Genomic DNA, 14943 nt, shown 5'->3' with positions numbered 1-14943 from the left:
GGCAGTGGGCCGTTAACGAAGGTTGAGCGATCCGAGCCAAAGATCCGGATAGCTCGCACACCGGACGTTGCCTTGGGCACACCAGTGCCGGCTCCGCGCAGGCAGCGGAATTATTCACGCACCTCCCGAGAACATGGCAGTCTACCCAATCTCCCGATCAACCGAACCATGCCCCCATTGCACCCGCGAAATCTCCGGCAGTTGCAGCGGCGGCCGATCCCGGCTTGCCTTCAACTCCTCAAGAGACGCCTTCAATTGCTCCAGCTCAAGATACCCCTGCATGCCTCCCAGACGCTCAAGGAGCGCCACGTAGGCCTTCGCCTCGGACATGCTGACTTCACCCCTGCCAGCGGCCAGAATGGCCTCTCTGGCGGCTTCCACGGCCTCTCGAGGGGTTTCGAGATCCGAGGCGATGTCGATCCGTACGAAGTCAGCTGTCTTCAGCGGACGGATCCGGTCGATGAGCCATGTCGCGACATGGCTGTCGCCCTCGTCGAGGGCGGCGTTGATGACATCGGCGGCCTTGCCGAGCATGGTCTCCAGACACTCGTTGGCGAGGTGGGCGGCTCGTGCATTCACGCCGTTGGATCCAGGCGGGCGGCCAGTGGATCTCGGAGGCCTGTTGCCGGGCAGGAAGCGACCGTCCGGGCCACGTTTGTCGTTGATTGTGTCTTCAGTCATCGGGTCGCCTTTGTCGCCATTGTGTGTGCCGGAAAAGGGGCAGTTATGCTGACATAATAACGGGGTTTGAGGAGATTTCCAAAGCAATAATATGTCGAGTTTGCCGACCTTGCCGCTATTCGCTGCATCGGCATCAGTTCCGCGACATGCCCGCCCGGCACCCGGCGTCGGTAACCAGACCGGACTTTCGCGGCGACCCGCACGCAGGTCAGCACAGCGGACATAGTTGCCTTTGGAACGGGCGGATGCGACCGGGCATCATACGACTTAGGAAAAGCCGCCCAAGATGTGATATATCCTTCTTGCGATGGACGTATGCAGGCTCGTTGGAGACGCACATGAAGTGGACTGGGGGATGCCTGTGCGGTGCGATCAAGTACGAGTGTGACGAAGACCCTGTCTCGGCTGGTTTGTGTCATTGCAGGCGTTGCCAGAAATGGTCCGGCGGACCCTACTATGCCTTGGTAGGCTTCCCTACGGCGACCCTCAAGTTCACCAAAGGCACGCTTACAATGTTCCATGAGCCCGGCGCTATCAAGGAACGCGGTTTTTGCGGAAGATGTGGCAGTCCGATCTGGGACCGATACTTGGTCAGCCTGAACGATTTCCGACCCGAGAAAGGCGATCCTTCCGGTCCGGACATAGTTTGGATTCCAATTGGGACCCTCGACCACCCCGAAAAAGTTGAGCTGGAATTTCATTTCGGCGTGGAGTCGAAATTGCCCTGGGTCAAGATTGACGGCGATCTTCCGCAGACACGTTCAGAAGACGATCCCGGAATCGCGGCAGCCTTCCAAGCAGCCAGGAACGGAGAAATTTGATAATATTCCTGAATGTCCGGTTAATGCTTGTCGGAAGAAAGTGCTTTGGCTCTTAACCGCCAATCGCCGCGCCAACCTCAAACGGCGGCTTCCGGTTCAAGGGATGATGCTGCACCTGCGAAGCGCTCACACAGCGTGAACGCAGGATTGCGCAGGAAGTGACAGCCGTGATGCGCCAGCGTCGCGGGCCAGCGCCGCGTGGCGCTGAAGGGGGAGTTTGCCGACAGTTCGGTCATCCGAGCGAAAGGATCAAATGTCCGCAAAAAGCCCCAGAGCGGTTATTGGTATCGCTACAGTGTTCGCCTGGCGCGGGAGCAGGTAACGCAACATCGAACCCGTTCTTGGCAATTCAGACCGCGCTGTGATCTACTCGTTTCGAGCCATCGGGGGAGGGACCTGAATGAGCCTCGACGTCATCGGTGCCGGTTTCGGACGCACTGGCACGGAATCCATGAAACTGGCGCTCGAGAAACTAGGGTTCGGACCTTGCTATCACATGCGCGAAGTTATCAGCCCCGACCGCATCGACATGTGGTGCGATGCCGCGTCTGGCCGAATTCCGGACTGGGACGAAGCCTTCGCAGGTTATCGCGCGACGGTCGATTGGCCTGCAGCGAGGTTCTGGCGCGAGATTGCCGAGCACTATCCGCGGGCGAAAGTCCTGCTGACGGTTCGCAGCGCCGAATCCTGGTATACCAGCATGGAGAAGACAATCCTGCGCGTTCTGCGCGAAAAGCCAGATCCGAACCCCGTAGCCATTCCGCTGATCCGTGACGGTGTTTTCGAAGGCAACATCACGGACAAGGATCACATGATCGCGGCCTACGAACGCAATACCGCCGAGGTGCAGGCCGCTTTCGGACCCGACAGACTTCTGACCTACGACCTCGGTGAGGGGTGGACCCGACTGTGTGATTTCCTTGGCTGCGATGTTCCGGACGAACCGTTCCCCCGCTCGAACGAAGCCCACGATTTCATGGAAACCAACGCCCGACTGGACAGCCTGCGCAGGGGAGGAGAACCAGTCTAGCGCCGGAGGCGGGCACATGCGGCTCCGGAAATGCTGGCCAAGACCTAAACCTAGTAAGAGTGAATTCGTGCTTTTTTCCGCACCACCGGACCGTTGCCCGAAACCGACCAACAGCTGCAAAGCGCAGTGAGCGACCGCGCTGGCGTGTCCGGTCCAAGAGCCAACGCTTCGTGCCACCGAACGGGGAGTTTGCCGACCTTCCAGACCTTCGCTGCAAACGCAGCACTCCCATCAGCGCCCATCCGAGAATACGCAATGTCTTCGCGGACCGGACGTTCGCGGCGGCCAACACCAAGGATCGATCAGCGGACGAAGCGGCCGTACGTTGGACTTCGGCACACAGTGGCGGGTTGGATATTCACTCAGCGGACAAAACGGAACTTGACGGGTCAGGCATGCGCGGTAGCGGCCGATGATGCCAAGCCGGAAGCGGGTGGCATGAGTACGCGTGATCAGAAGAAACAGCGAGACTTGCCTGAATTGCCGAACCATGAAATCGTCTGATGATGGATGCCCATGCTCCAGTTCTTGCACCCGCGGTCCGGGAGTATCGCGGATCGACCACCGACCCATTGCGTTGGGCGACGTGGGCTCCGAGAAAGGGTGACATCCTTGTGTGCACGCCGCCTAAATGTGGTACGACCTGGACACAAACTATGCTCGCTATGCTTGTGAACGGCAGTTCGCATCTGCAGGAAAAGATACCGGTATTATCTCCCTGGGTTGACGCGGACCTTGGGGTTCCCGCCGATGAGGTTGCCACGAGCCTGGCCAGACAAAAGGGGCGGCGGGTTGTAAAGACCCATACGCCGGCAGACGGGTTTCCGATCTGGGACGGCGTAACAGTAATTGCTGTCTATCGACACCCGCTGGACATCTTCTTTTCCCTACGCAAACACGAAGCCAACAAAAAAGTGGTCACGCCGGATCATCCGATGAGTTTACCTGTCCCGGAATCCATCCTGCGGTTTATCGACGAACCAGTGGACCCGGAAGATTTTGACAAAGACACCTTGGCGTCTGTAACCCTCCACTATTCCAAGACTGTCCTTTCCGGACGCTATCCAAACCTCAACGTCTCTCACTATTCAGACATGTTGCGCGACGGTCACCGCACCGTACGACATCTGGCCAGGGCAGCTGGCATTGAAGCCGATGCAGAGCTTATTGATCAGGTCGCAGAGGCCACCGCCTTTAGCGCCATGAAAGCCAGAGCAGTCGACTATGCCCCCGTGGGAGGTACCGGTTATTGGAAATCCGACGCCGGTTTTTTCGATTCCGGCAGTTCTGGCAAGTGGGAAGGCCAACTCTCGCAAGCCGAAATCGACCTTTTCAACAGCCGCCTGGCTGAACTTGTGCCTAACGAAAAGGCACGAACCTGGTTGGTAGCGGGCGACTGCTAGTCGGAAACACGAAAATGCCCACTCCGAACTTTGCCCGGTCGATGACCAGGTCGAGTGGATGCAGTCATTCTTCACCGGTAGCAGAAATCATATGCCGGATGATACGTCGGCTCTCGGATCGAAGTCGGCTTTTGCTGCAAATTGTACGAACTCCGGCTGCATTCAGACGCTGCCATTCATCGAAAGGTCCCCGAGCAGGCGCTCAGCGGACAAAACGGCCGTACGCAATGCTCATCACTTTGGCTATAGGCTGTACCCGTCAGGGAAAGGAGAAGTCCGCCACTCAATCGATTTGAGCAATGAAACCCTGCTGGACCTGTATCGGGACCCTTTTAACTCCATTTCCTCAATAAACCGCGTAGTGGAATGAGCATTCGCGCCGAGTGCGAGAAGTGGTGGATTTCGGTTCAGCTTTTCGGCAAACCACCGCAAGGTCACGCAAATAAGTCGAATTGCTGCTCGCGCCAGAGCTCCGGGATGGGGTTTCCGCCTTTAATGGCATAGCCCAGCCCTCCATCGCTCAAACCGCGTTTCATCGCCCATTCCCCGACATTGTACCATATGTGAGGCCCCGGACAGTTGCTACGCCGATTGCCGGGCACGGTCTGCCGATGGGCGAAGACATGGGTGATTCCCACGGCATTCTGGAGATAATTTACCAAGCATCGTCCGGCGTGGATCTGAGCCCAGCTAGGCATGTCATGGCTAGCATTTCCCTTCCACCAACTCCCGCTATCCATTGGAAAGTTACCGACAAACTCGACACCGACCGTGTAAGAGTTGAAGCCTCCCGAGCAGGGACGATTCTCAGTTTCGTCGAATTTGGTAACTGTCGTTCCATTCGGAAGGATGACAAAATGTGCATTGATCTTATCGTAGGCACCCGTGTCATTGCCGCGGTTGAACGACGTTTGGTGGAGCACGAGCCCCGTCACATCGGTGATTTTTCGCAGTCTGCCCACAACGGTGTTTGCCCCGTTGTTGATGCGGTCGTGCCAGCTGAACAGGTAGATGGAACGCTGCGCGTGTGAAGTCATGTCTGCCCCTTCAATGTCAAAACAAGATTCATTCAGTGAGGCAATGTAGCAGGTCCCGAGCCAAAACGGGAAACAACGTCATTTTAGCTGTTTTGGGGATTTTCAGGTTGATCTGTTTTAGCGAGCCAAGTTCGGCGTGAGACCTTTGGATGAAGGGCGCGCACTTCGGAGATCAAGGGGAGACCATCTTATTCTTGGGTATGGCGTTGAGCGATTTCAATCTGGCCGCTCTCGGCTCGTCACCGTCTTTCGCCGCGCTGACCATGAACGGCGGCTTTCGGTACTAGCGAAGATGCTGCTCTTGCGAAGGGCTCATGCGCCGTGACCGGCAGCTAGCGCAGTGAACGGACCTCCCATCGCTAAGGGTTCACAGCCGCAACGAACCGACCGGCCACGGTCTAGTCTGCCGACCTACCGGGCATTCGCTGCATGCGCAGCACTCCCTACTTCACTCATCCGGCAATTCGTAAACCACTCGGGGACCGGTCCCGCACTGCAAGCGCCAGCGAAGTCTCTGATTTGGACGGAACGGACGGTCGAAACCGAACTCGCCTCCTGGATTCTACTCCTGGATTGACTCGAGGTAGTAGACGAGAGAAAGGATGCGTCCCCGGGCTACCATGTCGTCGGTCTCTCCACGCTGGCTCGTTGCCGAAGCCGTGAAGCGCTCACCCCAAATGGGCATCGCCCCGCCATGAGCACGAACGTCGCGACCGTCAATTAGTAGCAATGTATTGTGGAACGGGAAGTCACCTCCACCAGTGCGTTCGGTAATCGTGGTCAGATTGGGCGTTTCGATCTCGAGAAGGCCCGCAAGAGGGCCATCGCCCTTGCCCGACTCTCCGTGGCATCCGGCGCAAGCTATTATATACTCCCGCTCTCCCGCTTTGATGTTTGCATCCTGGGCGAAGGATTGCGCAGGCGCGGCGACGAGAGCAGCACAAAAGATCGCGAAAATCCCTTTCATTGTGGAACTCCTCTCCTTGATGAAGAACTGTTTCCTGTTAGCCTCCAACTGGATCTTACGAGCCAAATTATACACAATTCTTCCTAGGAACTTGATGACCTCGGTCAAGGTGAGGGATCACTGTCGGATTGCCAGTGACCTTCCCCCGCGGTTAGGGCCGGGTCGATCCAGAATCTTCCGGTTGGGCTTGAGTGTCGAGCGGCGGCGCGGAAACCGCAAAAATCTCTGGCGTTGACGCGGTTTCGGTCATCAGGAACTCCATTGGGGACAGGTAACCGCGAGGGGTTCGAGATGTTCTGTGTCATCCACTCTGATGCTTACTGAGTGCTGACAGTTCTTTTAAAATCGATCTGACCGCTCCTGCGCGGTAACCGACCTTAAATGGAGAACGCCTATGAGTTACGACGGCCACATCACCCTCGGGAACGGCTACAAGCTCTGGTACCGCATCGCCGGCCAAGGATCGGGGACGCCCCTGCTGTTGCTCCATGGAGGACCAGGGGCCGGACACGACTATCTGGAGCCGCTTGAGGCGCTGTCTGCCGACCGCCCGGTGGTGTTCTTCGATCAACTCGGCTGCGGCCGGTCTGACCAACCGGATGATCCGACACTTTGGACCGTCGAAAGGTTCTGCGACGAGGTCGACGAGGTGCGGGACGCCCTCGGGTTGACCGAATGCCACGTACTTGGCCAGTCATGGGGGGGGTGGCTCGCGATCGAATGGTTGTTGCGGCGGCCAAAAGGGGTGAAGAGCGCTGTCCTGGCATCCACGTCCAGTTCGACCCGGCAATTCGTCACCGAAGCACAACGGTTGATCGGCCAGATGTCGGAGGCCGATCGGGAGGCGCTGCGGATTCACGGGGCTGCGGGCGCCTATGACCACCCCGACTACCTTTCCGCCATGGAAACCTTCTATCGCCTACATGTCTGCCGTCTGCCGGACTGGCCGGATTGCCTCAACCGCACCGTCGCCAATCTCGACGGCAATCAGGTCTATATGACCATGAATGGCCCAAACGAGTTCACGGTGATCGGCAACCTGAAAGACTGGGACCGTACCGATCGGCTGCACGAGATCGACGAGCCGGTGCTGATTACGGTCGGCCGCCATGACGAGATCACTCCTGTCTGCTCCGAAACCATGCACCAACGTCTGCCGGAGTCACGTGTGGTCATCTTCGAGGACAGCGCCCACTGCGCCCACATCGAGGAGCCCGAGCGCTACTGTGCCGTGGTCGCGGAGTTCCTTCGAGAGCACGACTGAGCCCCCATCTGCGACGGACGTTCGACGCAGTCTTGGCTGTCAACTCTCGGCGAGCCGCTGTCCGTGCTGCCTCGGTTCGATGGTGACCGCTCTCACGCATGGAGGTCGCCGGCATGCCCGACCGTTCATGTCCGCTGCCCGCTGCCGTTCGCCACATCTTCCTCCAACGTCCGGTTTGTGGTTGGGTGCTCCAAATCGGCATTGCTGCACCTGCGAAGCCAACACCAATGCTGAAGGGCCGCAATGCGCAGTTCACTGCCGTTCGCGCTGGCGCGGGAGGTCCGGTCGCCGCCGACCAGGATCGAACGGCGAGTTTGCCGACTTCGCGGTCATTCTCGGCAGTGCAGCAATCCCCGTCGCGGTCGCCCGGTATCCAGCATGGCGATCAAGGACCGGACCTTCGCCACGCCACACATCAAAGCCGACTCAGCGGACGAAGTGGACCTTCGTTCGCTGAGCCCAAACCATAAAGAACGACCCTGTTCTGACCTCCACCATGGCCCAGACAGAGGCCACTGATCCCGACGAAGCTGCCGTTGTGCCTATCGCGGCAAAGGTCCAGAGGGCGGGCCAATGCTTCGGCCTTCATGAAGCACCGGGATGAGTGAGCGTCGCCCTCAGTGCAGGAAAAGGAGGTAGGCTGTGAGCACGATGATAATCGCCCCCAGTGCCCAACAGAGGCGCTCCACTGATTTCTCGTGCGGAATCTTCGCATAGGCCGCCGTAAGGCCCGCGACACCTACGACCGAGACGATCAGGGTGGCCCAGAGCGCGTAGGGGATCGCCAGGAACACTCCGACGGCGAGGGCGGCGTAGGCGATTCCGAAGGCGAGCGGAGGCTCGTTTCCCTTCACGCCGAAGCGAGCAATGATCATCCCGTGCAGGACCGCGTTCACCGCAAGAAGCGAAGCAAGTATCGAAATCATCGCGCCGTCCCCCCAACCTCACGCCAACGCTTTCACCTTCAGGGAATTCGCTGGCGAGGCAAGCTCTTTCTCGCAAGTCCCTCGGGAGGCCGTACTGCTATTTCCATAGGGAGCAGCTTCGCTCTCCGACGCTCCGATCGTCGTACCATGGCGGGTATCCGCCTGATGACACAGAAGTCACCAAAATCGCCGAACCGGACCTCAGAGCTTTGTGTGACGAACGGCCCCGTTCCGCCTTGAGTGTCGAATGCTGCGCTCAACCCGAAGGTCCGAGATGGGCTCCTCGCTGCCCTTAGCCGCGTCGGGCACAAATGGCAGCTTCCGGTTGAAGCAGCGTTGCTGCAACTGCGAAGCTGCGAGATCGGCTCGATGACGGCAATGCGCAGGGAGCCGACCTGTAAGACAAGGGAGCGTCAGGTCTCGCCCAACGAGGCCACAGATGGCAGGTTTGCCGACGTTGCGGACATCTGAGTCAAATGGTCAGATGTCTCAAGAGAACCCAAAACAGACCTTTATGATTGATGAAGCTTTGAAGTTTTGGGCTGAATGGAGTCGGTCGATGGCCCTGGCGAGCACCCGACATTTGCCTCGAGTCGGCGTTCAATTTGGAAACTGATGCCTGACCTCTCAGCCCTCAAATTCTTGCGAGAGTTCAAAGAACAGTACAGGTTCCAGCGCCGCAGGATCGCTGAATGGATTAGACATGGCGTATATCGTGAACAGGATCAGGCCTGTGTAGGCCGAGAAGACCGTGAGCAGGACAAGATTGTCGCGTTTCGATGGAAAGATATAGAAGCCGACCGAAACCAGGAGGACACCGATGAGCGCTGCGGCCCAGAAAAACGAACTCAGAGCCGCGTTGGCCTGATACTCGCGGAGGTCGCGGTTTTCTGCGATCAGGTGGATTTTTCTGAGCATATTGTCCCGCAAGGCGACCTGTCTGGGCGACACGGGCGTTAGGTCCAAGACGATACGGTAGGCTTCATTCCACTGTGCCCAAGCCCTTGGCGAAAGATCACCTTCCTTTCCGAGGCCGCGCCACTCCTCGGACGGCACGATTGCAACATACTCTCGAAGGGCCGCACGGACACCGTGCGCCTCGTCGCCATATCTTACAGCATCGTAGTAGGCGTCCGAGATCGCGTTGACCTCGTTGGCGCTTTCGAATGCCAAGGAATGATATTCGACAACCTCCGATGCGAAAACCAGCGCAAGGACGAGGCCATGCAGTGAGGAGATCCGGAACACTACAGACGTGGCCAAGTCACGTGTTCGGTCTTCCGGATCCGGTTCAAGTACCGAGCGGACGCCGAAGTAGACCGTGAAGACCGCAAGAACGGTCGCGAGTATTATTCCGGCGCCAATGACCATTCTGGTTTTCCGAAAACGAAGGACTGCAGCACGCGTTCAAATAGACAACCGATTGTAGTCAGGCAACATGTGAGAGCTGGTCGATGACGTTTTTCGAGGTCTGCTACGTAGGCAAATGCGCAGTTGTTTCCCAACTCCATATCCATCGGCGCTAGCGTAGCTCTGGAGCGGGCCCAACTGAAAGGATCTTTCCGTTGCTCCATACCAAGGCTTCATAGCAGACCTCGGCGCCAGCACCTCCACACCAGCCACCATCGCGACCGATCAACAGGATGGTGTCAGGACCCCAGTCGACAAGTCGCCAGCCCGTTGCTTGCCAAGCCATGACAGACCCGTCCACAATGAGATTGAGCATGCAACCGCCGCTCCCGCAGTAAAGGGATGCCGCTGTCGAGCATGAGTATTTACTTTCGTCGACGAGCTCCGCTTTGACCGCCCCAAACTGCGAACGGAGTTCAATCTGCTGCAATGCATCGCCCGGATCGAACTCACCGTTCTCAAACGACCGGCAATCGGCGGCGGCGTGGTCGATAAGCGTCTGCGCTTCCTGCGAATGCGCGGAGCACGTCGACACAACGACGACGGCAGCAGCGAGCGAGATTTTCATGTTGAACTCCGTCTTTGGCCGAAGCGACGATACAAGAGACTATTTCTAGAGTCAGAACGAATGTCGACAATTTCTGAGAACCGGACGTTCGTCGCACGGCTAACCATGGTCGGTTCTGCGGACCTAGCAGACGTCCAGACGACACGCACTATGTCGAAATATGCGCCGCGCTTCCAACTCGCAGCAGCACAGGGTCAGGTCATCTGTCACGACCGAAAATCACGCCGAGCAAGCTCTCCTTCAACCCGTCGATCATCGGCTCCTTCATCACCAAAGTTCGCTGAAAGACGGTACCGACGATTACATCGAGCAAGAAGTGAAGGTCCTCATGGTAGATTTCGTTTCTTCTTTGCGCACGTTCAAGCGCTTCAAATGCCGAAACACGCCAAGGGTAGACAAACCGGTCGCGAAATATCTGCGCCATTTTCGGATCACTGCCGCCCGTTGTGATTGCTGCAAAGATGACGATAGAGGCCAGGGGACGCGTGAACGTGTCGATAAGTTGACCTATGGCGGCATCCATGTCGGCCCTGGAACCTCCTGTGTCGGGGACAGAGCCGATGGCGATCTCCTGTTCTGACGCTTCCAGGACCAACTCACCCTTGGTCTTCCACCAACGGTAGATCGTTGCCTTGCTGACACCGGCCTCTTGCGCGACGGCTTCTATGGTCAAGTTCGCATAGCCGTCTTTAAGCAGCAGCTTTCTTACCGCCGCGTGTATGGCGGCTTTGGATCGCTCGCTTCTTGGGCGACCACCGCTGCGGCTCCCACTGTTCTCGTTCCTAGCGTTCATTCACTCGTCTGATCCGAAGCTGCGCCTTTCGTAAAGCCGATTTCGAGAAACTTGACAAGTTTTGAAACGAAACGCATCGTTTATAAACCGGGATTCGATCTTGGGGAGATGGGCCAATGGACGCAATTCGCGCTTTCGCTGAAAGGCATCCATTCTGGTTTGTCGTCACACTGGCCATTCTTCAACCGATCATCGCGTTACCCTTCGTTGTCGTCGCTAAGGTGCTCGGAACCGAGATCACGCCGCTCCGCCTGATCATTCCGACGGCTCAATCGGTCTTCGTCCTGTGGCTGATCTGGGCGCTCGGATGGTGGCGGACCAGCGGTCTAGCCGGTCCCGTTCGAAACACGCATCTACTGATCTATCCGGCGTTGATCCATTTCGTACCAGCCCTTCTTTATGGCTCAGTCGAAATCTCGGCTGGTTGGGTCCTGTTCTATTTCTTGGCCGTACTGGCGACGGGTATCAGCGAGGAAGGCTTCGCGCGAGGTATCGCTTTGCCCGTGCTTCTCAAGTTCGGCAAGTGGAGCGCCGTCCTGATCGCGGCGGCAATCTTCAGCGCTGGTCATCTCACGAATGCGGCATTCGAGGAGTTCACGTTGCTGGAATGGATTGACAAGTTCGGCAACACATTCGGCTTCGCGGTGCTCTACGGCGCGCTATTCTTGCGGACCGGCAGTCTCTTGCCGCTGATTTTCCTCCACACACTTCTGGATTACATCTACGTAACCTCGGGAACCGCTGGTCCCTTCGTTGCGGAGCCGCTGGACATCCGGGTTCACCTTGGTATCGCGGGGCTCAACACCCTGGTTGGAATCTGTTTGATGACGGGCGTAACCGAGAAGGACATCCCACGTATCGGGCGCCCTGCCGCCACGCCCGCCTGAAGACTTGGTCATGCGCCTGGTATCGTATCTTGCAGCCGGTTTGATCCTGACTAATCCCACATGGGCGCAGGACGAGACCCGCTCGATGATCGCGGCCGTTGAGCAGGCAGCCCCGGCCGCATTGACACGCCAAGGAACGCCAGGGGTGGGCGTTGCCATCGTATTCGGCGGTCAGCCGATCTGGTCGGGCGGATTCGGGGTGACCAATGTCGAGACCGGGGAGCCTGTGACGGCGGACACGGTCTTCGAGATCGCTTCCGTCACCAAGCCGGTGACCGCATGGGCAATGCTGAAGCTCGCTGAAGAGGGCAAGATCGACCTCGACGCGTCGATCGAAACCTACCTAGGCGGCTGGACCCTCCCGCCTTCTGAGTTTGACCATTCCCAAGTGACCGCGCGTGCCATCCTCGCCCACGGTGCTGGCCTTTCAAAAGGGGGCGATACCGGCGTCGATCCGGGACAGGACCCACCGTCGCTTCTGGAAGCCGCCGATGGCGCGACTATGGAGTTCGGCCCGGTCCGGGTCTCTCATCCGCCAGGAGAGACTTATCACTATTCGTCTAAAGGTTTTGTCCTTCTTGAGATCGCGGTCGAGGCGGTCACAGGCGAACCATTTAGCGACTATGTCACGCGAGAGATCCTCCGACCGCTCGGAATGAACGACACTGCCTTCGGCTGGACTCCCGAATTGGAGACCCGCGCCGCTTGGGGGCACGATTGGTACGGGAAGCCTTTGCCGCACTACGAGCACGCGACCAAGGCACAAGGAGGACTGGTGGCGACCGCCGACGATGTGGCACTGTTCCTTGCGGCCTCGATGCTGGACGTAGAGGAAGGTGAACCTGGACGGGGAGTGATCACGCCCGAATCCGTGAGAAAGACCTTCGAGCCGTTTCCATTCACCGACGATGCCAGCGAAGTTGGTCTCGGCTACAACTTGCACCTTGGCAGTCAAACGCTTGTCGCACGGAAGAGCGGCGATCATCGCGGCTACAAGGCCATCGTGTTCCTGATGCCCGAGACCGGTGCCGGTCTAGCGATCCTCGCCAACAGCGACCGCGCGGCACCCGGCATTTTCGCTGACATCGCCTGCCCGTGGAGCCGTGCGTTGACGGATGACCCGCTGCAGGGTGTGTGTTCGCAACTCGGGCTGTTGCACAAGGCGCATTTGGCGGCGGGTCTATTCTTAACGGTGGTCGGTGCCGCAATCGTGGGCAATGTTCTATCGGGCTGGCGAAGAGGCCGCCGCGCCCGGCCGCGAAGATACTCGGCATGGCGCAGAGCAGCAGCAATCCTGCCGACCCTCATCATTGCCGCCTGGTGGGCCTACTGGTTCTCCGACATCCCGCTTCGCCTGCAAGGCTTTCCGCCCACGTTCTACACGGTCAGGGCTACGCTTTGGCCCACCGCTTTTGTGTGGGTGAGCCTCGGTTTGACTGTATTAGGACTCTCGCTGGTTCTTCTCGCGATGCTACCAACCACAAATCCACCATCCAGAACGACAATGCCGAGTCCAACGGGACATTCTTAATCAACGGTCCAAAACGACTGCTCCGGGCTCATCTCAGCCCTTCGCCGCTCCGGGCACGAATGGCGGCTTCCGATTCCGACCATGATGCTGCACATGCGAAATACTAATGTGTCGTGACCGGCGGCTCTGCGCAGTTAGCGACCGCCCTGGCGCATCCGGTTCAGTGCTTCGCGAGCCTGTTCGGCGTGATCGGCCGCGACGGGCTGCCTAGTCAGATCGTGGCGCTGGGCACCGGGGCTTGCAAGGGCACGTAGGTATTCGTCCCAGCTGCAGCGATAGCCCAGCGCCCGCCGTGCGCGCTTGTTCGACCATCCGGTGGCCTCGCGGAGATGGGCATGGACGCCGACCGCGAGCGGAACCGGCTTCGGCCCGAACGCGGCCGGGAAGCGCTTTGCCAACTCGGCCAAACCGGCCCGGGCCGCTGCACGGTGCTGAGCGGCATTCTCAGGGCCGTCAGCGGGTCGATCAACGTAAGTCCGCTCCTCAGGCACCTTGGCCGTCAGCGACGCTGTGGGGCGCTTGAGCGTCAAGGTCGGACGCTTGCGCGGCGGGCTCAGTTTCTGCATCGGGCTTGTCCTCGCTGGCCTGGCAGATGGTCCCGCTCGTGGAGATGATAGCCGCTGACTGCTCCAGGGTGGCCATGATTTCGGGCTTGTCCAGCTCCGGCGGAACTGTGTGCCAAATTCCCCGCAATTCGCGGAAGACTGCGCTGAAAATGTGGGCGGCGACATGGGCATGCGTGCTGCCGGTGACGCGGATTTTCCATCAAACCAAATTCGCAGGTTGTGCTTGCCGCCGACGCCAAAAGTAGGAATGTCGGCTGCGTGAACGATCCGGCGCGGTTGTGCACCGGCTGCGGTGGTATCGAAGACAAGGGCTACATCCTGGCGATGTTACTTTCTCCCAAGGCATGAGGACCACGACATGACCTACTCTGCCATCCTGTCGCTTGCCTTCGTCATCGGCATGGGCCATGCGCTTGAAACCGATCATCTTGCTGCCGTATCCAATATGCTGGCCCAGAAGGGCAACCGCCGCGCGCTGATCGCACGCGGGGCGTTCTGGGGGCTCGGGCACACCCTCGCGCTATTCGGCTTTTGTGCAGTGGTGTTGCTTCTGGGTCTGACGATCTCAGGTCGGGTGCAGGCAGGGCTTGAGTTCATGGTTGGCGTGATGATCGTGGCGCTTGGCTCGCAGACGCTCTGGCGGCTGCACCGGGACCGTGTCCACATCCACGTTCACGAACACGGCGACCGCAAGCACATGCATGCCCATTCGCACAAGGGCGAGACCCTGCCGCACGAGGAGACCCGCCATGACCACGTTCACCGACGGACAAACGCCAAGGCACTTGGCGTAGGGCTGGTCCACGGCGTGGCTGGGTCCGGAGCACTTCTGGTTCTGACCGTCAGCGCGACGCAGAGCTTGGGTCAGGCGCTCGCCTATTTTGCGGTATTCGGGCTGGGCTCGATGGCGGGGATGGCAGCGCTGTCGGCGGTGGTCAGTTTTCCGTTGCTGCTGGCGCAGCGCGGGGCCAACTGGCTGCGCACCGGCACCTCCGCGGCCATCGGCATCGCCGCGCTGTGGATCGGCGCGGCGATCATCATCGAGAACGGGACGGCCCT

Annotated in this window: 15 protein-coding genes; 7 read left to right on the top strand and 8 right to left on the bottom strand. The window is 58.9% G+C overall.

Features of this window, described 5'->3' with window-relative positions; all coding sequences use genetic code 11:
* Positions 1–141: 141 nt before the first annotated feature.
* Entirely contained in the window at positions 142–681 is a 540-nt protein-coding gene (locus tag EU800_RS19540; RefSeq protein ID WP_129634883.1) for a hypothetical protein, read from the bottom strand.
* 338 nt (positions 682–1019) lie between these two features.
* Here EU800_RS19540 and EU800_RS19535 point away from each other — a divergent pair, with 338 nt between their 5' ends.
* The 3 genes from EU800_RS19535 to EU800_RS19525 all read left to right on the top strand — a co-directional run bounded on the left by EU800_RS19535 (position 1020) and on the right by EU800_RS19525 (position 3935).
* On the top strand, positions 1020–1502 hold the full coding sequence (locus EU800_RS19535; protein WP_165354747.1) for a GFA family protein: 483 nt from the start codon (positions 1020–1022) through the stop codon (positions 1500–1502).
* Positions 1503–1902: 400 nt separating this feature from the next.
* The gene (locus EU800_RS19530; RefSeq protein WP_129634879.1) at positions 1903–2532 is read left to right on the top strand and encodes a sulfotransferase family protein; all 630 of its coding nucleotides are present in this window, start codon (positions 1903–1905) and stop codon (positions 2530–2532) included.
* 503 nt (positions 2533–3035) lie between these two features.
* A complete protein-coding gene (locus EU800_RS19525) occupies positions 3036–3935 on the top strand; it encodes a sulfotransferase domain-containing protein (RefSeq protein ID WP_129634877.1) in 900 nt (299 codons plus the stop codon).
* Between the two features lie 434 nt (positions 3936–4369).
* On the opposite strand, the gene EU800_RS19520 is transcribed toward EU800_RS19525, so the two are convergent.
* On the bottom strand, positions 4370–4972 hold the full coding sequence (locus EU800_RS19520; protein WP_129634875.1) for an N-acetylmuramoyl-L-alanine amidase: 603 nt from the start codon (positions 4970–4972) through the stop codon (positions 4370–4372).
* A gap of 562 nt (positions 4973–5534) precedes the next feature.
* Positions 5535–5939, bottom strand: coding sequence for a c-type cytochrome (locus EU800_RS19515; RefSeq protein WP_242500640.1), 405 nt, complete (start codon positions 5937–5939; stop codon positions 5535–5537).
* Positions 5940–6333: 394 nt separating this feature from the next.
* On the opposite strand from EU800_RS19515, the gene EU800_RS19510 reads away from it, so the two are divergent.
* A complete protein-coding gene (locus tag EU800_RS19510) occupies positions 6334–7203 on the top strand; it encodes a proline iminopeptidase-family hydrolase (RefSeq protein ID WP_129634874.1) in 870 nt (289 codons plus the stop codon).
* Positions 7204–7820: 617 nt separating this feature from the next.
* Here the strand turns inward: EU800_RS19510 and EU800_RS19505 are convergent.
* The 4 genes from EU800_RS19505 to EU800_RS19490 all read right to left on the bottom strand — a co-directional run bounded on the left by EU800_RS19505 (position 7821) and on the right by EU800_RS19490 (position 10900).
* The gene (locus EU800_RS19505; RefSeq protein WP_129634872.1) at positions 7821–8129 is read right to left on the bottom strand and encodes a hypothetical protein; all 309 of its coding nucleotides are present in this window, start codon (positions 8127–8129) and stop codon (positions 7821–7823) included.
* A 627-nt stretch (positions 8130–8756) separates the two neighbouring features.
* Entirely contained in the window at positions 8757–9500 is a 744-nt protein-coding gene (locus EU800_RS19500; RefSeq protein WP_129634870.1) for a DUF4239 domain-containing protein, read from the bottom strand.
* A 151-nt stretch (positions 9501–9651) separates the two neighbouring features.
* Positions 9652–10107 carry a hypothetical protein gene (locus EU800_RS19495; protein ID WP_129634868.1) on the bottom strand — a complete coding sequence of 152 codons (456 nt, stop codon included), beginning with the start codon at positions 10105–10107 and terminating at the stop codon, positions 9652–9654.
* A gap of 199 nt (positions 10108–10306) precedes the next feature.
* Positions 10307–10900, bottom strand: a complete 594-nt coding sequence (locus EU800_RS19490; protein WP_129634866.1) for a TetR/AcrR family transcriptional regulator — start codon at positions 10898–10900, stop codon at positions 10307–10309.
* A 116-nt stretch (positions 10901–11016) separates the two neighbouring features.
* On the opposite strand from EU800_RS19490, the gene EU800_RS19485 reads away from it, so the two are divergent.
* Both EU800_RS19485 and EU800_RS19480 read left to right on the top strand, forming a co-directional pair.
* Entirely contained in the window at positions 11017–11787 is a 771-nt protein-coding gene (locus EU800_RS19485; RefSeq protein ID WP_129634864.1) for a CPBP family intramembrane glutamic endopeptidase, read from the top strand.
* Positions 11788–11797: 10 nt separating this feature from the next.
* Positions 11798–13318, top strand: coding sequence for a serine hydrolase (locus EU800_RS19480; RefSeq protein ID WP_129634862.1), 1521 nt, complete (start codon positions 11798–11800; stop codon positions 13316–13318).
* 134 nt (positions 13319–13452) lie between these two features.
* On the opposite strand, the gene EU800_RS19475 is transcribed toward EU800_RS19480, so the two are convergent.
* Positions 13453–13884, bottom strand: coding sequence for a ProQ/FINO family protein (locus EU800_RS19475; protein ID WP_165354746.1), 432 nt, complete (start codon positions 13882–13884; stop codon positions 13453–13455).
* Between the two features lie 358 nt (positions 13885–14242).
* Between EU800_RS19475 and EU800_RS19470 the strand changes: the two genes are divergently transcribed.
* A partial coding sequence (locus EU800_RS19470) for a hypothetical protein (RefSeq protein WP_129634857.1) occupies positions 14243–14943 on the top strand: 701 nt, incomplete at its 3' end.

The organism is Tropicimonas sp. IMCC6043 (assembly GCF_004146235.1).
In the GTDB taxonomy this organism is placed as follows: Bacteria; Pseudomonadota; Alphaproteobacteria; order Rhodobacterales; family Rhodobacteraceae; genus Tropicimonas.
The sequence above is the reverse complement of the archived record's forward strand: the minus strand, read 5'-3'. Positions and strand labels throughout refer to the sequence as shown.